The following is a 17,858-nucleotide window of genomic DNA, read 5'->3' as shown; positions in this document are numbered from 1 at the left end:
TGACTTAATGGTTTGTGTCAGCGATTGTCGGCTTCATCCCCGACCACGGTGGGTCGGGGTATTCGCCTCGCTGACCAGTATAAAAAACGGCTCAGGGCTCCGGTAACTCGTCGAGGCGCTCCTGGAGCGTACGTTTCTCGGCTCGTAGCCGTTCGAGATCCGTCTCGACCGCTCCCGCTTCGAGCCGCTGGCGAGTCTCTTCGTCGAGTTCGTCGAGCGCTATCGCGGCCCTCCGGAGCCGCTCGAACTCCGCTTCCTCGGTCGTCAGTCGCCGCACCTTGCGGAGGTTCGCGATCACGGACTCCGGGGCGAACCGGCTGATCACCCGGCGGAGTTCGTCGGCCCGCCAGCGCAGGAGGGAGGCCTCCGCTGGCGGCCATGCGAGCGTCAGCGGATCGGCGTCGAGTCGGTCGAGATAGGTCTGCTGGGTCGCTATCTTCCGTTTGAGCGCATCGGCGTCGTCGGCGTAATGAACCAACTTCGAGCGGGAGTACTCGGCGTACTCCAGCAGTGTCGGAACCGTCTCGGTCCCGTCGGGGCTCTCGCGCACGAACGCCAGAAGCTCCTCGGGCGGCCGTGGCATGGCCACCAGCGGGAAGTACTGCGTCCGGTCGACGAAGGACAGGAACTCGCGGGCGCTCGCCTCGTGTCGGTACTCCCGGAACGCCTTGCGAACGCTCTCGTTGTACTGCTCGATAGGGGCGCGGAGCCGCTCGACCGGGGCATCCAGATCCGCCTCACCGAGTTCGAGGACGTGTTCGAGATCGCCGACCTCCTCGTCGATGGCGTCTAGTCGGTCGGCGGCGTCGAGGCGGGCCTCGCGGTAGCGCTCCCGGGCGTCGTCCCTGTCTTCGATCATCGCGACGAGGTCGTCGACGCCGTCGAGCGTCTCGCGAGCGCGGGCGAAATCACCCTCGTTGAGCCGTCGTTTGTCGACCGCTTCGAGCGACTTCTCGAACACCTCCCGCCGTGGCAGCCACTCGGGGAGGTCCTCGACGAAGGTCGAGTACTGCCCCCGGAACTCGACGTAGGACCTAAAATCGCCAGTTCCGGTAGCCTCGTCGGCGTACCGGTCGAGGATTCGGTGGGCGTCACGATAGGCGTCGACGGCCGCTTCGACTTCGCTCTCGCCGATCCGCTCTAGCTCCTCGCGGAGTTCCTGTAGCTCATCATAGGCGCTATCGAGTGTCGTGACCGAGTCGAACTCCCTGGCAGTGTGCTCACTCATCTCTCGACGTTACTCGTAGACGCTTTCGGGGTCGAACACTTTCTCGCCGACGACGTCGCCGTCGATGGTCCGATAGAAACAGGAGTTGTAGCCGGTGTGGCATGCGCCACCCTCCTGGTCGACCTGGTAGACGATGGCGTCGCCGTCACAGTCGACGAGTATGTCCTCGATATGCTGGACGTGACCGCTAGACGCGCCCTTGTCCCATAGCTCCTCGCGGCTCCGGGAGTAGTAGTGGGCCCGGCCGGTCTCTCGGCTCCGTTCGAGGGCCTCGCGGGTGGCGTAGGCGAGCATCAGGATCTCGCCGGTTTCGGCATCCTGTGCCACCGCGGGGACCAGCCCATCGTCGCCGAAATCCAACTCGACGTCGGCACGTGTCTCGCTCATGGCCGAGTGAACGCCCCTCCGAGAGGTAGGCTTTTTGGTCGACAGAACGAGCGAGAGCCGCTATACGAGTCCCAGCAGCCCGAGAATCCGAAAGAGCAGGTCGCCGTAGACGAGTGCAACGACGAACCCGAGAAAGATGGGGACGATAAACGGGATTCCTGGGGAGACCCACACCTCATCTCGCTCGACGAGCGTGTCGAGGGCGTCCCGGAGCGTTTCGGGCGTCGTCCCGTAGGCCGTCCCCTCGATATCGTCGAGAAACGCGGCCGCCCCCCAGGGGTCCTCGTAGGCTGGCTCCTCTCTCTCGCTCCCTGTAGGTTCGCCGCCGTCCGGAACGAGCGCCTCACCGGCGGTTACAGCGCCGTCAGTCGGCGGATTCGGCTCGTCGGATAGCGTCTCGGGATCCCGGTAGCGCTCCGGGGTTTCTCGCAGTTCGGCGAGCGTTAGCCCGCGCCAGCGCAGATACATCCGGAGTGCGTCGAGATCCAGTCCGTCGCGGGTGAGGCCATCCGGCTCCTCCATCATCCGGCCGTGGACGGTCGAGAGGTCGGACCAGTGTCGCACGCGGCCGACCACCATCGCCGACGCGAACTGGCCCTGTAGGGCGTTGTAGAGCGTTAGCGCTACCGGGAACGCGAGTGCGACCAGGACGGCGTTCGTGAGGATGGTAAACGAGAAGACGCCGACATCGGTCTGTATCGGCGGATACACGCTCGTCCCGATGTAGTAGGACGGAAACGCGGGAAACAGGACGGCGATGGTCATCAGCGCCTTCGCGTCCGCGCCGCCGAAGCCGCCCATCCGCCAGAAGGCGTAGGCCAGTGGGACCACGAGACCGACACTGATCGACGTCGTAACGAGAAAGAACTGCCAGTCGTAGCCGCCGATGCCGAACGCCCGCCAGCCGTCCCAGACGAGCAACAGAAGCCCCAGCAGGGCCAGTGGGGGCCAGATCACGTTGGGAACGCGCCGGGTCTGGATGTCCCGCCACGCGGCCCACGCAAAGACGGGGACGGCAAGCAGTCGCAGTAGATCGCTCGTCGCGGCAAACACCGGTCCGAACTCTATCACGTTCCCAACGCTGTCCGGTACCGATTTATACGTACCGACTTCGGGGATCAATCGTCGGTCGTACCGACGCTTTGCGTGGTCTGCTCCGGCCCGCTCCGGTAGACAGCGTACAGGATGAGCACGGCGATCAGGAAGTCGAAGCCGTGCTCGACGAGGTGGTGGGCCGTCATCGGAACGGCACCGAGGACGGTCCCCAGTCCCACGACCGAGCGGCCGACGAGCAGGCCCAGCACGACCGTAATCAGTAGATACCGTCGCGTTTGCCGCCGCGAGTAGGCGACGAGACCGGCCAGAAACAGCAGTGTCGTCCCGGCGACGGCGAGTACGATGACGGCAACGAGCACCGGGGCTAGCTGTGGGTCTAGCCACGCGCTTCCGGGCGTGCTCACGGCTGGCACCTGGTTTACAAGTGCCATCCAACTCACTGGAGCCATTCGTTGGTGACTAGAGCGGTGCAGTACTATGTTCTTCGGTCAGCGTTCTCGCCCGCTGGGAAGGAACGAAACACCCTGTATCATGGAACTCGTAGCTTTCCTTATTGCGGTCGAGAACAGATGACCGACACACGACCACAGATCCGCGCACAGATCTACGACGACGCCGGGATCCACTTCAACGAACTCGTCCGCGAGTCGGAGTACGCGCCGGGACAGATCCAGTATCACGTCCGCCGACTGATCGACGCGGGCGAACTGGTCCGCGACGAGTTCTACGGGCAGACGCATTACTACCCGCCGTCGTACGACGAGTGGGAGCGCGGTGCGCTTGCGCTGTTCCGTCGCGAGACTGCCCGGTCGATCGTCGTCCACCTGATCGAGCACGAACCGGCCACGCCGGATGCCGTCGCCGACTCGCTCGGTATCGCCCGTAGCACGCTCGAACACCATCTCGATCACCTCGTCGAACGCGGCATCGTCGAGAAACGCTACGACGAGCGGAATCGGGTGACGCTCGCCTTGCAGAACAGGGAGCGAACTGCGAGAGTGCTCCCGGAGGTCACTCCACGGATCCCGGATCGACTTGTCGACCGGTTCACACGGCTTGTCGACGACCTGCTCGAACGCTCGGCCGAGACGTCCTACCACGCCGGACCGTCCGAGGCGGAGTGAGACGCGGACCTGCGCTTCGCGGCAGATAGCTCCGTGGCTGTTGCCCAGCGCCACTGAGGCCGAGGGATTCCGGCCGACGTCGATGATTCTCCCCGTGTGTCCCTACATCGTAACGGTTTTATCCTGTTTTAGGTATACCTAAAACGATGAACGAACAGCAGTCGTCGGCAGTTCACGCTCGTGGGTCGTCGCGTGGCTGGCTGACGAGCACCCTCGTCGGGTTCTGTCTGGTGAGTGCAGTTCTTACGGTTGTTGCAGGCATCGTGCAGGTTAGCTTCGGGACGTACTCGATGACCATCGCGCAGGCGTGGGACACGGTAATCGATCCGGCCGTACTGTTCAACCTCGACGTCTGGAACGCGTTTCTGCTCGACGGTGAACTCCCCGAGATGAGCACCCGGCGTACCGTCGTCTGGAACCTTCGGGTGCCACGGGTCGTCGTCGGAATCATCGCCGGCGCGACGCTCGCGATATCGGGTGCGATCTTTCAGGCGGTGACCCGTAACGAACTCGCCAGCCCGTTCGTCCTCGGCGTGAGTTCGGGGGCTGGATTCGCCGTGCTGGCGACGCTCGTCGTCTTCAGTGGGTTTGCCCCGTTCCTGCCGCTCATCGCCGCAATGGGCGGGACGCTGGCGTTTCTGCTCGTCTACTTCATCGCGTGGAAGGGGGGGACGAGTCCGGTTCGGCTGGTTCTGGCGGGCGTCATCGTCAATATGGTGTTTCAGTCGCTTCAGCAGGGACTGTTCTTCTTCGCCGAGGACCTCGGGGTCGTCCAGACGGCTATCGCGTGGACGACGGGGTCGCTCACGGGAACCGGCTGGTCGGAAGTGCGGATCGCGATCCTTCCGGCAATCGTGGCAATCGTCTTCGCGCTCGCAGGCGCACGACAACTGAACGTCCTGTTGCTCGGCGAGCAGACGGCCCGCTCGCTCGGGATGCGCGTCGAACGCGTCCGATTCCTGCTGTCGGCGGTGGCGATCCTCGCTGCGAGCGCCGCCATCTCGGTGGCCGGAATCGTCGGCTTCTTCGGCCTCGTCGTCCCTCATATCGTCCGCAACATCGTGGGCAGTGACTACCGACAGTTGATGCTCGGCTGTCTCTTCGCCGGGCCCGCGCTGATGGTGACCGCCGACGTCGGTGCGCGACTCGCGCTGGGGGGCGCACAGATGCCGGTCGGCGTCGTCACCGGACTCCTCGGTGGGCCGTATTTCCTCTATCTGATGCGCAAACAGCAGTCGATGGGTGAACTATAATGGCACGACAGGGTCTTGACGCGGATGTCGAAGGTAGTACGGAGCCAACGGGAACCGACCGCGTCGCTATCGACAGCGCGCTCGTCGCCGAGGACCTCGCACTGAGTTATCCGACGAGCGACGAGGCCGTCGTCGATTGTAGCAGACTCGACATCCCCGAAGGGGCGGTAACCGCACTGGTCGGCCCCAACGGAAGCGGGAAGAGCACGCTGTTGAAAGCGCTCTCGAATCATCTCACGCCGGACGACGGGGCGGTCTATCTGCACGGCGAGTCGATCCAGTCGATGAGCCAGAAAGAGCTAGCCCGTGAACTCGGTCACCTCTCACAGGAGAACGATTCGCTAAACAGCATCACTGTCGAGGACCTGGCCTACCACGGGCGCTATCCGCACCGCGGGTTCTTCGATAGCGTCACCGCGGACGACCGGGATGCCGTCGACCGGGCCCTCGAACTCGCAGGCGTCGACGACCTCCGAGATGCGGAACTCGGCCAGCTTAGCGGCGGGCAAAAGCAACTCGCCTGGATCGCGATGGTGCTGGCCCAGGACACCGATGTCCTCCTGCTCGACGAACCCACGACGTTTCTGGATCTGTACCATCAGCTTCGCGTGCTGGAAACGATCCGCCAACTGAACGAGGAAAAAGACGTCACCGTTGCGGTCGTCCTTCACGACATCTCCCAGGCCGCCCGGTTCGCGGATTACCTGATCGCGCTAGACGACGGAGAGCTATACGACTGGGGACCGCCCGAAAACGTCGTCACCGAGGAGTTGCTCGCGGATGTCTTCGACGTCGAGGCGGCGGTCCGACACGACCCTGACGTGCGTATCCAGCCGAAAGCAGCGCTGTCGAACGAATCGGAGTGACCGCCCGGCGTTTCGGAAGAGTTTTAAATTTTTAGGCTGACCTAAAAATTGATGGTCGACAGAGCAGACCGAACGCGACGAAACGTACTTCGAACGACTGCGGGGGCGGCCGGGTTCGGCGTCTTCGCGGGCTGTACCACGCTCGACGAACCCAACGGGGACGACGGGTCCGGCAACGGCGACGAGAACGGGACCGAAAACGGCGACGAGAACGGGACTGAAAACGGCGACGAGGACGGGACCGAAAACAGCGACGAGAACGGGACCGAGGAAAGCGGCAGCTACTCGGTCTCGATGGAGCCGGTCGGTACCGTCGAGTTCGACTCGGTCCCCGAGACGTGGTTCTCGTACACTGCCGACTACGCGGACATGGGCGTCGCGCTGGGTCATGGCGACGGGCTTTCGGCGATCGGCATCCGGAACCGATACGCCACCCACTTCTACGACGAGCTACCGGACGTCTCGGTAGAGAAAGAGGATCTGACGGAGCTCTGGCAGGGAAGCACGGACAGAGAGGTATTCTACTCCCTGAACGCTGATCTCCATCTGATCGACCCCAACTTCATGATCAACCGCCTCGACTGGAACGAGGAGTACATCGACGATATCGAAACCGATATCGCGCCGTTCATGGGGAACACTATCTTCTCAGGGGGGTACGACTGGCACGATTATACCCGCTACAGCCTGTACGAGGCCTTCGAGAAAGTCGCAGACGTGTTTCAGGAACGGGACCGCTACGAGGCGTTCACAGACCTCCACGACGAGGTTCTGTCGGACGTGCAGTCCCGCCGTCCCGAGCAGAGTCCCGACGTGGCGGTGTTGTTCCCCGAATCGCTCCCACCGGAAGCGTTCTACCCGTACACGATCGGCTCCGGGACACAATCCAAACAGTGGAACGACCTGAACGTGGGCCGCGCACTGGCCGAGAGCGATGTCGACGACTTCGCCGCCTCGCGCGGGACCATCGACTACGAGACGCTACTGGAGGTCGACCCCGACATCATCGCGATTCGGCAGGACGACGGCGTTCACGACGCCGACTTCCAGAGCGACATCGTCGAACACATGGAAGACCACCCCGTCGCGAGCAAACTCTCTGCGGTGCAGAACGGCCGCGTAATCGACGGCGGGCGGATCTATCAGGGACCGATTATCAATCTCTTTCAGCTCGAACAGGCCGCACAGGACGTCTACCCCGATGAGTTCGGCGACGAACAGCTCTTCGACCGCCAGCGAGTCAGCGACATCGTCAACGGGAACATCTGATGGCTTCCGACAGCGACGCCGGCGGACGTGTGCCGAGCGAGTGCGACGTTGCGGTCGTTGGTGGCGGACCGGCAGGCTGTTCGGCCGCCGTCTTCACCGCCCGCTACGGACTCGATACCGTCGTCTTCGACCGCGGGAACTCGGCGCTACGTCGGTGTGCGTATCTGACGAACTATCTCGGCTTTCCGGGCGGCATCGAGGTCGACACGTTCTACGATCTGATGCATGCACATGCCGAAGCGGCTGGCTCCGATATCGTCCCGGAACTGGTCGACTCCGTCGAACGAAGCGACGCAGGCCGGCGGTTCGCAGTCGATACCGAGGACGGAAGCTCCGTTCTGGCCGACCATGTCGTCACGGCGACGTGGTACGACGGCGACTATCTCCGACCGCTCGACGACGAGGCGATGTTCGAACTGCATGAGCACCACGGTGAGCGCGAGGAGCGCTTCGACCCCGAGTATCCCGACGCGGACGGACGGACGCCTATCGACGGACTCTACGTCGCGTCGCCAAACGGGACCCGGAACGCACAGGCCATCGTCTCGGCGGGCCAGGGAGCCCACGTTGCCCGGTCCCTGATCAAGGACGTGCGCGCCGAGGTGGGTTTTCCCGATGCGGTCGCGACGCACTACGACTGGCTCCGACCTGCGTCAGAGTTCACCGGCGAGTGGGCTGATCGGGACCGCTGGCGGGAGTGGTTCGATAACCAGATCGACGACGAGCGCGAGGACCTGGACGAACTGCGTGAAGCGTATATCGACCGAGCGTTCCGGACCCGCCAGTCGGACGCAGAGATCGAGGAGCGACGCCAGCGCGGCTACGAGCGGCTACTCGACCACATCGACGACGATCGGATCCGGGCATATCTCGATCGTACGTCAGACTGATCGCACGGCAGTCGGGAAGCGCCCCCGATTGCGATCCGAGGAGCGCAGCGGCTATCGAGCCGCTCGCGCCCGCTACCGCATAAAAGATGATGGTCGGCCAGAACGGGCCGAACTGTCGTTATATGACGCGGTTCTGCAGGTAGTCGAGGTGTTTCGCGTTGTAGACGATCCGCACTTCCTCGGCGTCGGGGCTACCGATGCAGGTGAGTCGAACGTTCTTCTCTTCGACTTCCTCGTCGCTGAGGATCTGCTGCATATCCATGTCGATCTCGCCCTCGTAGACGATTGCTGCGCAGTTCGCACATGCGCCAGCACGGCACGAGAACGGCCAATCGTAGCCCTGCGCTTCGGCGGCTTCGAGGATATACTCGCCTTCGTTAACTTCGAGAGAGCCGTAGTCCTCGGCGTCGAGGCCAGCGTCTGCGGCTTGATCGAAGAGGTCGTCGTCGTCCATCTCCCAGCCCTGGTCGTCCAGCACTTCGTAATTGAGGTATTCTACAGTGGGCATCAGGCTGACATTCGAAGTCCTAACGGTTAGAAGTTATTGTTTTGCACGGCCTCCCGAACGTCCGGATTTCCCCCGGTACGAGTTAGTAACGCCCTATATTTGTTCTAGCAGGGTTTAAAACCCGAACACCGGCACGAACTCGAAGACGAGATACGCTCCGACCGTCGATATCCCGGGAACGAGGTTCTGAAGCAAAATCACGCGACCGGTCGTACTCGGGTTGAACAGGTCCCCCGCGCTCGGGATGTCCTCGGGGTCCTCTTCACCGATCTCCGGTAGTTCTTCACCCTCCTCGTCGGCCGACAGCGCGCCAACGGAGACGGTCGTCGATTTCTCTCCTCGCACTCCCTCGCGGACGCTCGTGGTTCGGGTCGCCCGCCCCCAACCGAGGCCAACGATCCCCATCGTCGCGATGACGACGAAACTCGCGGGGATGCCCAGCGCCGACAGCGAGACGACGATGAAGGAACTAACGGTCGCGATGACGATCGCCGCCGTCAGCGGCAGATGGGTGATATCGTTGCCCAGCGTCTCCATCGTCCGGCGACCGATCGTGAACGCGCCGACGCCGACGGCGATGCTGCCGAGGATGATCCCGGCGTTCATTTCGAGATCACCGCTCCCGACCAGCGGTGCAATGGCGTTTGCGATGTTGCTCGTCCCCGAACTGAACGCCATCAGACAGCCGATTGCGATGACGGTACCTGCGCCGAACAGTTCGCGATTGGTCGCCTCACTGCTCACGCCGACCCGGGGAATCATCTTCGACGTGTCGATGATAAATAACTCGTTGTCAGTGCGCTGGATGTTGATCCACGCGTTGATCCGGGGGTAAAAATACCGTCCGATCACTCCGCAGACCCAGAAGCCGATCAGCGGTGCGACGAGCCACCAGGTAACGATCTCTCCGAGTTCCGCCCAGTCCAGCGTCCCGCTGACGTAGCCCAGCGCGCCGATTGCCCCGACCGTCGTCATCGACGTCGATGCCGGGACGCCGAAGAGGTTCCCGATGAACAGTGCGAAGCCGATGAAAAACAGTACGGTGATGCTCGTTTCGAGTGTGAACACGCCCGGTTCGACTAGCCCTTCGCTCAGCGTCGTGACGACCTGTCGCCCGATGGTGAACGCGCCGATGAAAAAGAAGAGGGACATGAACGCCGCCGCTGCCGTCTTGGTGATTACGTCGGCCCCGACTGCCGGTCCGAACGCCGGTCCGGTCGTCGAACCACCGATATTGTAGCCGACAAAAACCGCAACGACGAGGCCAATAAGTAATAGAGGTGCGATCATAAACATATAGAGTACCACCCAGAACTTAATCTGCCCGATACGCCAACCACACCGCCTGACAGTGACGGTCGTGGTGAACGGTAGCTTTTGTCGGAGAGCCGACGCCACTGCTTCGGAGGGTTTAGGCCGCCGCCCCGCCTGCGGACCCACATGAGTGCATTCCCCGAGTTCGAGGTCGTTCCGGCGGTGGACTTACAGGACGGCGAGGTCGTCCAGTTGGTGCAGGGCGAGCGCGGCACCGAGAAACGCTACGGCGACCCCGTCGACGCCGCCGAGCGATGGATCGACCAAGGCGCGGAGACGCTCCATCTCGTCGATCTGGACGGGGCGTTCGAGGGCGAGCGAGCGAACGCCGAGGCCGTCGAGCGAATCCTCCAGGCGACCAGCGTCGACCTCCAACTCGGCGGCGGCATCCGCACCGCAGAGGACGCCACGGACCTGCTCGACCGCGGTCTCGACCGCGTCATCATGGGCACCGCCGCGGTGAACGACCCCGACCTCGTTGCCGAGATCAGCGAGGCCTATCCCGGCAGCGTCGTCGTGAGCCTCGATGCGAAAGACGGCGAGGTCGTCGTCGAGGGCTGGACCGAGGGGACGGGAATCGACCCCGCCGAGGCCGCCGCCCGGTACGAGAACCTCGGTGCTGGCGCTATTCTCTTTACTGACGTCGACGTCGAGGGGCGACTGGACGGTGTTCAGACCGAACCGGTGAACGCTGTCGTCGAGGCGGTCGACATCCCCGTCATCGCCAGCGGCGGCGTCGCCTCCATCGAGGACATCCGCGACCTGCGCGAGGCCGGTGCGAGCGCGGTCGTGGTGGGGAGCGCGCTGTACGAGGGCGAGTTCACCCTCGACGAAGCGCGGGCGGCGCTGGACTGAGCCTTCGGCCCCTCGTGTCGACATCGAGAGACGCAGGAACCATAGTGCTCGGGTGCGTTGACGCCGGTATGACCGACCGCGCCGCGGCAGCCACCCGCGAGACGGCCGAAACCGAGATCGACGTCACCGTCGAAATCGATGGCGACGGCGACGCCGCCGTCGACACCGGGATCGGCTTTTTCGATCACATGCTCGAATCGTTCGCCAAGCACGGCCTGTTCGATCTGACCGTCGACTGCGACGGCGACCTGGAGATCGACGACCACCACACGATAGAGGACGTGGCTATCGTCCTCGGCGAGGCCTTCGCGGAGGCGCTCGGCGACAAGCGCGGTATCGTCCGCTACGCAGACCGGAAAGTACCGCTCGACGAGGCCGTCGCCGGCATCGTCGTCGACGTCTCCGGTCGCCCGCTGTTCGAGTTCGACGGCGAGTTCTCACAGAGTGCCGTCGGCGGGATGACCAGCCACATGGCGAAACACTTCCTGCGCTCGCTGGCGATGAATGCCGGACTCACCCTGCACGCGGAGGTCACTGGCGAGAACGCCCACCACGAGATCGAGGCGCTGTTCAAGGCGACCGCCCGCGCGCTCGACGACGCGACCCGGATCGACGAGCGGCGCAGCGATACGCCGAGCACCAAAGGAGAACTCTAAACGTCCGAGGTCGTCCCGTCGCTCTCGTCGAGATCCGTCTGGCGGTGAGGAATAATTAGCGTTATTACACTTCCGCCCGTTTCGCTCTCGTCGAACTCGACCTCGCCGCCGACGGTCTGTGCGACCCACACGACCAGCCAGAGCCCCAGACCGCTGCCGTGACTGAGTGGCGTGATCTCCTGTTCGCCCATGAGAACGGACTGCTCGGTCTTGGGGATGCCGGAGCCGTCATCCTCGACGCTGATACGGAGGCGGCCATCGCCGTCCCGTTCGGTCCTGAGCGTCACCGTCACCGGTCGTTCATTGTGCTCGATGGCGTTCTCGAGGAGGTTATCGACGGCGATCCGGACCCGCTGATCGATCTCGAACGGTTCGTCGTGGGCGAACTCGGTGACCATCGAGACGCCGTCGTGCTGGCTCTCGTCCTCCTCGACGAGGCCGGTCAGGAGCGACTGTGCGCGCTCCGCGTACACTTTGGTATCGGGATCTAGCACTCGTTCGGTCTGTCTCGCCTTGTCGCCGAGGTCAACCAGCGACTGGGCCTGCTCGATCAGCGTCCTCGCCTGCGCGGCACTCTCCTCGTCGTCGGTGTTTCTGGCCAGGTGTTCGGCGTGGCCGATGACCACGTTCAGGTCGTTCCATCGGCTGCTAACTCGTGCTCGACGATGAGGACGTCCGGCAGTCGCGTTTTGAGCGCGTCGAGGGTTTCGTCAACCGTTGTGGTCGTTCGTATGGTCACGCCGTCTCGCCCTGAGGACCGGACCGATCGGGCGTCACGATCGGTTGCCGCCTCGCCAGCGTAGACCACGTCCATCGTGGGACGCATGAACTGATCTACACACAAGTGCGGTCGACTTATAAACTCCATCAATACATGTGAGTGGTTCACATTCCCCGGTCGAGCGTCGATCCGTGACCCTGTTTATAAGTGCGCCCCGGACGTTCGGACGGACACGAATGTTCGACGAGATCATGGAGAAGTTCGAGGGAAGCCCCTCCCAGCAGGCAGTTATTCGCCTGTTGCTGGAGCGTGGCTTCTCGGTCAACGACGAGGGGCGCGTCGTCTCGGGTGGGATCGAGATTCCCAACACCGGTATCGCCCGCGAGATCGATGTCGACCGTCGGGTGGTCGATTCGACGACCGACGCGATACTCGACGACGAGGAGCTACGTCGGATCTTCCAGAACATCTCACAGGTGCCGAGCCTGATGGATCTGGCTCCGGTCCTCGATCTCACCGTCCTCTCGATCCAGGTCACCGACGCGGAACAGGAAGGCATCGTCGCGACGGTGACGACACTGCTCGCGGAGGAGGGCGTCTCGATCCGGCAGACGATCAGCGAGGATCCCGAATTCACCGACGAGCCACGGCTGTACATCGTTACTGACCAGCCACTCCCGGGCGATCTGATCAACGAACTCACGGACCTGCCGTTCGTCCGATCGCTCGAACTCAAGTGAGGACCGACGGGCTATTGATCTTCAGGAACCGAACGCGAGTATGGACGACAGCGCACGGGGGGCACTCGAGTTCACTGCGGTACAACTGGCGGCGGTCGTCGCCGGCCTCCATCTCTACTGGGGCATCCCACGGCTGGTGACGGCCGCCCGGATCGATCAGCCGATCTACTGGGATCCCCGCCCGCTCCTGTTCGTCGCCTCGGCGGTCGGGATTCTCGCCGCGGTCCTGCTGGTTCGCCAGCGCGTGCTCTCTCGCGTCCGGGCGTACGTACTCGGTATCGGCCTGATGCTGACCTATATTCTTAGCTGGGCGTACTGGCATCTCGCCGGGCACACTGTGGTCGTCCCCTGGATTCAGCGGACGCCCGAACCGAGCCACGACACGAATCCGCTTTTCCTGCTGGCTGAACACCTCGTCGGCTCGCCGATCGACGGCGTCTCGAAAACGGCGGAGACGTTGTTGTTGCTGATCCTCGTGGCCCTGCTGTACGAGGAGTACACTTCGGGGACCGATCCGTCACAGAGCAGGCTGACCGCCGACTCTCCCGATGGATCCGAGGAGTGAGTCGATGGCCGATAACACCTACCTGACCGTCGCCGAGCGCGCCAGGGCCTCGTTCGAGGTGACAGGCTCGGAGTTCATCGGTCACATCGCCCCCGTCGAAAGCACGGAACGTGCGGAGGCGTTCGTCGACGCTATCGAAACGGAGTTCGACGACGCGACGCACAACGTCCCCGCGTACCGGGTTCGCGCCGATCCGTTCCGCGAGTGGTCGAGCGACGACGGCGAGCCAGCCGGCTCTGCGGGCAAGCCGGCGCTCAACGTCCTTCAGCAAGAAGAAATCGAGAACGTCGCCGTCGTCGTCACGCGGTACTACGGCGGGACGAACCTCGGCGTCGGCGGGCTAGCGCGGGCGTACTCGCGGGCCGTCAAGGACGCGCTCGACGCCGCGGGCGTCGTGGAGGAGCGCCCCCACGAACGCCTCTCGATCACCGTCGACTACGACGACTCCGGGACGGTGCGTGGCATCCTCGAAAGCGTCGGCGTCGAGTTCGACGCGTCGTACGACGAACACGTGGTCTTCGAAGTTCGGGTGCCTGTCGAGGACGCCCCGACGGTACGCGACCGACTCCGGAGCGCAACGAGCGGCCGGGCCGATATCGAGTGAGTCGACGGGAGAGACCCCTCCACAATGGCCCGTTTCGTACGGAACTTTCTCCCGGCCGATTCGACTCTCTGCTACCTGTTTTCAACCCGAAGCAATGGGGTTCGATCTCCCTCGCGATCCCGCTCACTGATCACGATTATGTCGGTCAGTCGACAATGATCTCGTCGTCGTTGAGCGGCTCGTCGGCCGACTCCATCTCCGCACGGTAGCGGCCGATCCAGTCGGCAAAACAGGGCGGACAGAGCCGCTGGGTGTCGACCTGTGAGCGATCGACTGTCAGCCGGACCGTCCGTGCGAGCGGATCGGAGACTGGCTCGCCACAACTGTCACACGAGTTCGACATTCACCCCGACGTGTGTCCCTCTCGCACAAAGCTCTAGTGGTCCGGGAGCAGCGGTCCGCTCCCGCGACCGACTCACTGCGTCCGGAACGCGCGGTCACCGGCGTCGCCGAGGCCGGGGACGATGAAGCCGTCGTCGTCGAGATGGTCGTCGATTGCGACCGTCAGCAGGTCGACCTCGTCGAACGAGTCGCCCACGCGCATCAGGCCGTCGGGCGCGCTCACGGCCGAGAGGACGATGAAGCGCTCTGGCTCGGGTGAGTTCTCCAGCACGTGATCGAGCACCGTACACATCGTCGAACCGGTCGCAAGCATCGGGTCGGCCACGATGACGGTATCGTCCTCGGTGATCTCGGGCAGTTTCACGTAGTCCACGGTGATCGGGAAGGAGCCGTCGTCCTTGCGGGCATGCTCGTTTCGACTGGCGCTGATGACGCCCTGGCGGGCCCGCGGGAACGCCTTGAGCAGTCCCTCGACGAACGGTGTCGCCGCGCGCAGAACGTTGATGATGACGACGTCTTCCAGCCCTTTCACGCGCTCGCCCATCGTCTCTTCGAGCGGCGTCTCGATCGAGACGTACTCCGTCTCCATCCGGCCGTCGATGATCTCGTAGCCACAGATCCGGCCGAGTTTGACGAGTCCCTTGCGGAACGCGACCTGCTCGGTCTCGACGTCCCGGATCTTCGAGAGCGTGTCTTTCGCGAGCGCGTGTGTGACGACGTGTGCCTCGTCTCGGTCTTCGATGGTCATATCGGCATTCCATCGGCCGGCGAGTATAAGCTATCGGTCTGCGTCCGCCCGTGTCCGGCGTTGTCGTCCCACTGAGGGTTTCACTCGTTTGCTTTCCGTCGGCGATCACCGTGTCTTTGTGCCCGCGGTGAGTATCTACAACGATGACAGACGATCTGTTCTCCCCGTTCACACTGCGTGGGACGGAGATTTCCAATCGCGTGATGGTTTCGCCGATGTGTCAGTACTCCTGTGAGGACCGTGACGGCCTCGCGACGGACTGGCATCGGACCCACCTCGGCGCACGTGCGGTCGGTGGTGCCGGCGTCGTGATGACCGAGGCGACCGCCGTCGAGCCGTGCGGCCGGATCTCGCCCGAGGATCTGGGCATCTGGAGCGCCGAGCACGCCGACGCGCTCGCGCCGATCACCGAGTTCATCCGCTCGCAGGGGAGCGTCCCCGGAATCCAACTCGCCCACGCGGGTCGGAAGGCAAGCACTGCACGACCGTGGGATGGGCGCGGACCGCTTCCGCCCGACGAGGGTGGCTGGGAGGCCGTCGCGCCGAGCGCGATTCCGTATCCCGGTCACGAGTCGCCGGTCGACGTCGCCGCGCTCTCCCGCGAGGAGGTCGCAGAACTGGTCGACACCTTCGCGCAGGCCGCAGAGCACGCCCTCGACGCCGGCTTCGAAGTCGCCGAGATCCACGCCGCACACGGCTACCTGCTTCACGAGTTCCTCTCGCCGGTCACCAACGAGCGCGACGACGAGTACGGCGGAAGCTTCGAGAACCGGTGTCGGTTCGTCGTGGAGGTCTGCGAGGCGGTACGGACAGTCTGGCCCGCCGACCACCCGCTGTTCGTCCGCATCTCGGGCACCGACTGGCTCCCGGATCGGGACTCCTGGACAGTCGAGCAGTCGGGCCGACTCGCGGATCGGCTTGCCACTGTCGGCGTGGACCTGATCGATGTCTCCAGCGGCGGCATCCACCCCGATCAACAGCTACCGTCTGCGGGCCCGAACTATCAGGTGCCCCTCGCCGAGGGCGTCCGTGAGAACGCACGCGAGGACGTGAGTATCGGCGCGGTCGGCGGCATCACGACGCCGGAGCAGGCGGACGCCCTGATCCGTAACGACCGGGCTGACCTCGCAATCGTGGGGCGGGAGTTCCTCCGTGATCCGCAGTTCGCCCTCCGCGCGGCACGTGAACTCGACGCCCTGGACCGGATCGACGTCCCGCCGCAGTACGAGCGAGCGTTCTGAGCGGTCTTCCGGACGCTCATCCGGTTATTCGCGGTCGCTTACCAGCCCGCTTACGAACCGAACTACCTTTGTCGTTGCCCTCCGTGTAACTTAGTATGGGTTTTGGTAGCTACGATGAGTCCGAACAACAGGATCAGAACGTCGAAACCGACGATGACGAGGCCGTCACCGTCCGCGAAAACGACCACGATGGGGCTGTCAGTTTCGATACCGACGAGTCGACCGAGGATCTGGTCGGCCGACTCGACCAGATGCGAGACGACGACGACGAGGAGTAATCCGACCCCGTCGGTCGTGCGACAGAGTGTGTCGCAGTACCGGGGCGCAGGGATAAAGCGTATATAGACGCCTGTTTTAGCGGGGAACTACGGCCATGGAAGAGAGCATCTCGGGATTCAAGATCCGAGGAACGTGGGGAGATGTCGTCGAGCATGGTGAACGCATTTCGCGCGCTCTCAGGGACGTCGATGTTAATGAGGGTGGTCAGTACGCGGACGCGTTTGCCGAGTGGGACGAGTGGCGACCGAAAACCCACGAGCGCATCGAGGAGGACGTCAGCGAGAAGACGGCCGAACAGGCCAGCGTCGAGGAAGGGAAGGGTGAGCAAGCGGGCAAAGAACCCGACGAGGACATCAAGACGGCGGGTGAGAAACTCAGCGAGTCCTACGAGAAACTCGACGAGGACGACACCGAAGGTGCGGTCGGCAAGTGGGGCGAGTCCATCGATTACGTCGCCCGGGCGGCCGACTCGGCTGGCCGGAAAGCGCTGCGCAAGGTCGAGGACACGGTCTACCAGCGGGTGATGACCCAACTTGCGCCGTACTACTTCGACAACCAACTGATCAGTGCGAACCTCCAGCAGTCGACCAACGGGGACGAGGAGGAGTTCATCTTCGAGGTCAACGTCAACGACGACGATCTGAAAGAGGACGTCTCCGAACGACTCGCCGAGTACGAGGACACGATCGATCGGTGGCATATCGACACCGAAAAAGACACCGAGGTTGCCGAGGCCGTCGAGGGCGTCGAGCCACCCGAGGACGACGCGGACGGCCGCTCGAAGTCGACGACGAACTGAGCGCGCGCGAGAAATGCGAGTGATGCCGGGCTCCGACAACTTTTCTCTAAACATACGCGAGAGCGTCTTAGACGGCGTTTAGTAGTGAAAACTCTGCGTAAAGCCCTATCCGCGACCGAGCAACCGACGTTCTACGGTCGCTCGCACCCGGGAGCGCGAGTTTTACTGTTTGTCCAAATTTCGGTCACTGTGACGCCTTTACAGGGAGATTTACAACCTTATACTAATATAATCAAACCTTATTCTGGACCTATTCCAATTAGGGACAGAGAATGTGCCAGGATGTAAACGCTAACCCTTATATTGGGTTGTTTCATTACCCTCAATCGCAATGGTAGTCATGAACGTGCGAAATAAGGTGGAATTGCTGGACGATCAGTCAATAACGCTCCGTGAGCCTTCGGCAGTGTCAG

At 63.3% G+C, this 17,858-nt stretch carries 23 protein-coding genes; 13 read left to right on the top strand and 10 right to left on the bottom strand.

Features of this window, described 5'->3' with window-relative positions:
• Window positions 1–91: 91 nt before the first annotated feature.
• Genes ACFQL3_RS16555 through ACFQL3_RS16540 form a run of 4 tightly spaced genes read right to left on the bottom strand, consistent with a single transcriptional unit; the run spans window position 92 to window position 3,102 of the window.
• Window positions 92–1,228, bottom strand: coding sequence for a DUF7118 family protein (locus ACFQL3_RS16555; protein WP_377056308.1), 1,137 nt, complete (start codon window positions 1,226–1,228; stop codon window positions 92–94).
• A gap of 9 nt (window positions 1,229–1,237) precedes the next feature.
• A complete protein-coding gene (gene hisI / locus ACFQL3_RS16550) occupies window positions 1,238–1,615 on the bottom strand; it encodes a phosphoribosyl-AMP cyclohydrolase (RefSeq protein ID WP_377056306.1) in 378 nt (125 codons plus the stop codon).
• A gap of 60 nt (window positions 1,616–1,675) precedes the next feature.
• Entirely contained in the window at window positions 1,676–2,686 is a 1,011-nt protein-coding gene (locus tag ACFQL3_RS16545) for an A24 family peptidase (protein WP_377056304.1), read from the bottom strand.
• A gap of 47 nt (window positions 2,687–2,733) precedes the next feature.
• Complete coding sequence (locus ACFQL3_RS16540) at window positions 2,734–3,102, bottom strand: DUF7471 family protein (RefSeq protein WP_377056302.1); 369 nt, start codon at window positions 3,100–3,102, stop codon at window positions 2,734–2,736.
• A 138-nt stretch (window positions 3,103–3,240) separates the two neighbouring features.
• Here ACFQL3_RS16540 and ACFQL3_RS16535 point away from each other — a divergent pair, with 138 nt between their 5' ends.
• The 5 genes from ACFQL3_RS16535 to ACFQL3_RS16515 all read left to right on the top strand — a co-directional run bounded on the left by ACFQL3_RS16535 (window position 3,241) and on the right by ACFQL3_RS16515 (window position 8,073).
• On the top strand, window positions 3,241–3,795 hold the full coding sequence (locus ACFQL3_RS16535) for a winged helix-turn-helix transcriptional regulator (RefSeq protein ID WP_377056300.1): 555 nt from the start codon (window positions 3,241–3,243) through the stop codon (window positions 3,793–3,795).
• A 146-nt stretch (window positions 3,796–3,941) separates the two neighbouring features.
• Window positions 3,942–5,048: a FecCD family ABC transporter permease gene (locus tag ACFQL3_RS16530; RefSeq protein WP_377056298.1), complete on the top strand. Its 1,107-nt coding sequence runs from the start codon at window positions 3,942–3,944 to the stop codon at window positions 5,046–5,048.
• Window positions 5,048–5,914: an ABC transporter ATP-binding protein gene (locus ACFQL3_RS16525; RefSeq protein ID WP_377056296.1), complete on the top strand. Its 867-nt coding sequence runs from the start codon at window positions 5,048–5,050 to the stop codon at window positions 5,912–5,914. Before ACFQL3_RS16530 ends, ACFQL3_RS16525 begins: the two co-directional genes overlap by 1 nt.
• Window positions 5,915–5,965: 51 nt before the next feature.
• Window positions 5,966–7,183, top strand: coding sequence for an ABC transporter substrate-binding protein (locus ACFQL3_RS16520; protein ID WP_377056294.1), 1,218 nt, complete (start codon window positions 5,966–5,968; stop codon window positions 7,181–7,183).
• On the top strand, window positions 7,183–8,073 hold the full coding sequence (locus ACFQL3_RS16515; protein WP_377056292.1) for an NAD(P)/FAD-dependent oxidoreductase: 891 nt from the start codon (window positions 7,183–7,185) through the stop codon (window positions 8,071–8,073). The genes ACFQL3_RS16520 and ACFQL3_RS16515 overlap by 1 nt, the downstream gene beginning before the upstream one ends.
• 118 nt (window positions 8,074–8,191) lie before the next feature.
• Here the strand turns inward: ACFQL3_RS16515 and fer are convergent, their stop codons facing one another.
• Both fer and ACFQL3_RS16505 read right to left on the bottom strand, forming a co-directional pair.
• The gene (gene fer / locus ACFQL3_RS16510; protein ID WP_377056290.1) at window positions 8,192–8,581 is read right to left on the bottom strand and encodes a ferredoxin Fer; all 390 of its coding nucleotides are present in this window, start codon (window positions 8,579–8,581) and stop codon (window positions 8,192–8,194) included.
• Window positions 8,582–8,695: 114 nt separating this feature from the next.
• On the bottom strand, window positions 8,696–9,871 hold the full coding sequence (locus tag ACFQL3_RS16505; protein WP_377057134.1) for an inorganic phosphate transporter: 1,176 nt from the start codon (window positions 9,869–9,871) through the stop codon (window positions 8,696–8,698).
• Window positions 9,872–10,021: 150 nt separating this feature from the next.
• Here ACFQL3_RS16505 and hisA point away from each other — a divergent pair, with 150 nt between their 5' ends.
• Both hisA and hisB read left to right on the top strand, forming a co-directional pair.
• Window positions 10,022–10,750, top strand: coding sequence for a 1-(5-phosphoribosyl)-5-[(5-phosphoribosylamino)methylideneamino]imidazole-4-carboxamide isomerase (gene hisA / locus ACFQL3_RS16500; protein WP_377056288.1), 729 nt, complete (start codon window positions 10,022–10,024; stop codon window positions 10,748–10,750).
• 68 nt (window positions 10,751–10,818) lie between these two features.
• Entirely contained in the window at window positions 10,819–11,406 is a 588-nt protein-coding gene (gene hisB, locus ACFQL3_RS16495) for an imidazoleglycerol-phosphate dehydratase HisB (RefSeq protein WP_377056286.1), read from the top strand.
• Here hisB and ACFQL3_RS16490 read toward each other — a convergent pair.
• Window positions 11,403–12,032: a sensor histidine kinase gene (locus ACFQL3_RS16490; RefSeq protein ID WP_377056284.1), complete on the bottom strand. Its 630-nt coding sequence runs from the start codon at window positions 12,030–12,032 to the stop codon at window positions 11,403–11,405. The genes hisB and ACFQL3_RS16490 overlap by 4 nt on opposite strands.
• A 2-nt stretch (window positions 12,033–12,034) precedes the next feature.
• The gene (locus ACFQL3_RS16485) at window positions 12,035–12,232 is read right to left on the bottom strand and encodes a hypothetical protein (RefSeq protein ID WP_377056282.1); all 198 of its coding nucleotides are present in this window, start codon (window positions 12,230–12,232) and stop codon (window positions 12,035–12,037) included.
• Between the two features lie 131 nt (window positions 12,233–12,363).
• On the opposite strand from ACFQL3_RS16485, the gene ACFQL3_RS16480 reads away from it, so the two are divergent.
• From ACFQL3_RS16480 to ACFQL3_RS16470, 3 genes are read left to right on the top strand one after another with little or no spacing between them, the layout of a single operon-like run.
• On the top strand, window positions 12,364–12,867 hold the full coding sequence (locus ACFQL3_RS16480) for an amino acid-binding protein (RefSeq protein WP_377056280.1): 504 nt from the start codon (window positions 12,364–12,366) through the stop codon (window positions 12,865–12,867).
• Between the two features lie 40 nt (window positions 12,868–12,907).
• Window positions 12,908–13,432 (top strand): hypothetical protein, encoded by a 525-nt coding sequence (locus ACFQL3_RS16475; protein ID WP_377056278.1) that lies wholly within the window; start codon window positions 12,908–12,910, stop codon window positions 13,430–13,432.
• A 4-nt stretch (window positions 13,433–13,436) separates the two neighbouring features.
• Window positions 13,437–14,036 carry an IMPACT family protein gene (locus tag ACFQL3_RS16470; protein ID WP_377056276.1) on the top strand — a complete coding sequence of 200 codons (600 nt, stop codon included), beginning with the start codon at window positions 13,437–13,439 and terminating at the stop codon, window positions 14,034–14,036.
• Window positions 14,037–14,181: 145 nt separating this feature from the next.
• On the opposite strand, the gene ACFQL3_RS16465 is transcribed toward ACFQL3_RS16470, so the two are convergent.
• Window positions 14,182–14,379 carry a DUF7569 family protein gene (locus ACFQL3_RS16465; RefSeq protein ID WP_377056274.1) on the bottom strand — a complete coding sequence of 66 codons (198 nt, stop codon included), beginning with the start codon at window positions 14,377–14,379 and terminating at the stop codon, window positions 14,182–14,184.
• A gap of 72 nt (window positions 14,380–14,451) precedes the next feature.
• Window positions 14,452–15,126, bottom strand: a complete 675-nt coding sequence (upp, locus tag ACFQL3_RS16460; protein ID WP_377056272.1) for a uracil phosphoribosyltransferase — start codon at window positions 15,124–15,126, stop codon at window positions 14,452–14,454.
• 143 nt (window positions 15,127–15,269) lie between these two features.
• Between upp and ACFQL3_RS16455 the strand changes: the two genes are divergently transcribed.
• The 3 genes from ACFQL3_RS16455 (at window position 15,270) to ACFQL3_RS16445 (ending at window position 17,445) form a co-directional block, all read left to right on the top strand.
• Window positions 15,270–16,367 (top strand): NADH:flavin oxidoreductase/NADH oxidase, encoded by a 1,098-nt coding sequence (locus ACFQL3_RS16455; RefSeq protein WP_377056270.1) that lies wholly within the window; start codon window positions 15,270–15,272, stop codon window positions 16,365–16,367.
• A gap of 95 nt (window positions 16,368–16,462) precedes the next feature.
• Window positions 16,463–16,645, top strand: coding sequence for a DUF5786 family protein (locus ACFQL3_RS16450; RefSeq protein ID WP_377056268.1), 183 nt, complete (start codon window positions 16,463–16,465; stop codon window positions 16,643–16,645).
• A gap of 95 nt (window positions 16,646–16,740) precedes the next feature.
• Window positions 16,741–17,445: a DUF5828 family protein gene (locus ACFQL3_RS16445; protein WP_377056266.1), complete on the top strand. Its 705-nt coding sequence runs from the start codon at window positions 16,741–16,743 to the stop codon at window positions 17,443–17,445.
• Window positions 17,446–17,858: the final 413 nt, after the last annotated feature.

Source organism: Natronoarchaeum sp. GCM10025321 (genome assembly GCF_042663585.1).
Classification (GTDB): domain Archaea; phylum Halobacteriota; class Halobacteria; order Halobacteriales; family Natronoarchaeaceae; genus Natranaeroarchaeum.
This window is presented reverse-complemented; position numbering and strand designations above follow the sequence as displayed.

Bases quoted from the DNA above. Each gene is read 5' to 3' on its own strand.
- fer (WP_377056290.1), bottom strand. From the start codon at position 8,581: ATGCCCACTGTAGAATACCTCAATTACGAAGTGCTGGACGACCAGGGC.
- ACFQL3_RS16480 (WP_377056280.1), top strand. From the start codon at position 12,364: ATGTTCGACGAGATCATGGAGAAGTTCGAGGGAAGCCCCTCCCAGCAG.
- upp (WP_377056272.1), bottom strand. From the start codon at position 15,126: ATGACCATCGAAGACCGAGACGAGGCACACGTCGTCACACACGCGCTC.
- ACFQL3_RS16520 (WP_377056294.1), top strand. From the start codon at position 5,966: ATGGTCGACAGAGCAGACCGAACGCGACGAAACGTACTTCGAACGACT.
- ACFQL3_RS16455 (WP_377056270.1), top strand. From the start codon at position 15,270: ATGACAGACGATCTGTTCTCCCCGTTCACACTGCGTGGGACGGAGATT.
- ACFQL3_RS16505 (WP_377057134.1), bottom strand. From the start codon at position 9,871: ATGATCGCACCTCTATTACTTATTGGCCTCGTCGTTGCGGTTTTTGTC.
- ACFQL3_RS16485 (WP_377056282.1), bottom strand. From the start codon at position 12,232: ATGCGTCCCACGATGGACGTGGTCTACGCTGGCGAGGCGGCAACCGAT.
- hisB (WP_377056286.1), top strand. From the start codon at position 10,819: ATGACCGACCGCGCCGCGGCAGCCACCCGCGAGACGGCCGAAACCGAG.
- hisI (WP_377056306.1), bottom strand. From the start codon at position 1,615: ATGAGCGAGACACGTGCCGACGTCGAGTTGGATTTCGGCGACGATGGG.
- ACFQL3_RS16475 (WP_377056278.1), top strand. From the start codon at position 12,908: ATGGACGACAGCGCACGGGGGGCACTCGAGTTCACTGCGGTACAACTG.
- ACFQL3_RS16515 (WP_377056292.1), top strand. From the start codon at position 7,183: ATGGCTTCCGACAGCGACGCCGGCGGACGTGTGCCGAGCGAGTGCGAC.
- ACFQL3_RS16540 (WP_377056302.1), bottom strand. From the start codon at position 3,102: ATGGCACTTGTAAACCAGGTGCCAGCCGTGAGCACGCCCGGAAGCGCG.
- ACFQL3_RS16465 (WP_377056274.1), bottom strand. From the start codon at position 14,379: ATGTCGAACTCGTGTGACAGTTGTGGCGAGCCAGTCTCCGATCCGCTC.
- ACFQL3_RS16530 (WP_377056298.1), top strand. From the start codon at position 3,942: ATGAACGAACAGCAGTCGTCGGCAGTTCACGCTCGTGGGTCGTCGCGT.
- ACFQL3_RS16445 (WP_377056266.1), top strand. From the start codon at position 16,741: ATGGAAGAGAGCATCTCGGGATTCAAGATCCGAGGAACGTGGGGAGAT.
- hisA (WP_377056288.1), top strand. From the start codon at position 10,022: ATGAGTGCATTCCCCGAGTTCGAGGTCGTTCCGGCGGTGGACTTACAG.
- ACFQL3_RS16535 (WP_377056300.1), top strand. From the start codon at position 3,241: ATGACCGACACACGACCACAGATCCGCGCACAGATCTACGACGACGCC.
- ACFQL3_RS16525 (WP_377056296.1), top strand. From the start codon at position 5,048: ATGGCACGACAGGGTCTTGACGCGGATGTCGAAGGTAGTACGGAGCCA.
- ACFQL3_RS16555 (WP_377056308.1), bottom strand. From the start codon at position 1,228: ATGAGTGAGCACACTGCCAGGGAGTTCGACTCGGTCACGACACTCGAT.
- ACFQL3_RS16450 (WP_377056268.1), top strand. From the start codon at position 16,463: ATGGGTTTTGGTAGCTACGATGAGTCCGAACAACAGGATCAGAACGTC.
- ACFQL3_RS16470 (WP_377056276.1), top strand. From the start codon at position 13,437: ATGGCCGATAACACCTACCTGACCGTCGCCGAGCGCGCCAGGGCCTCG.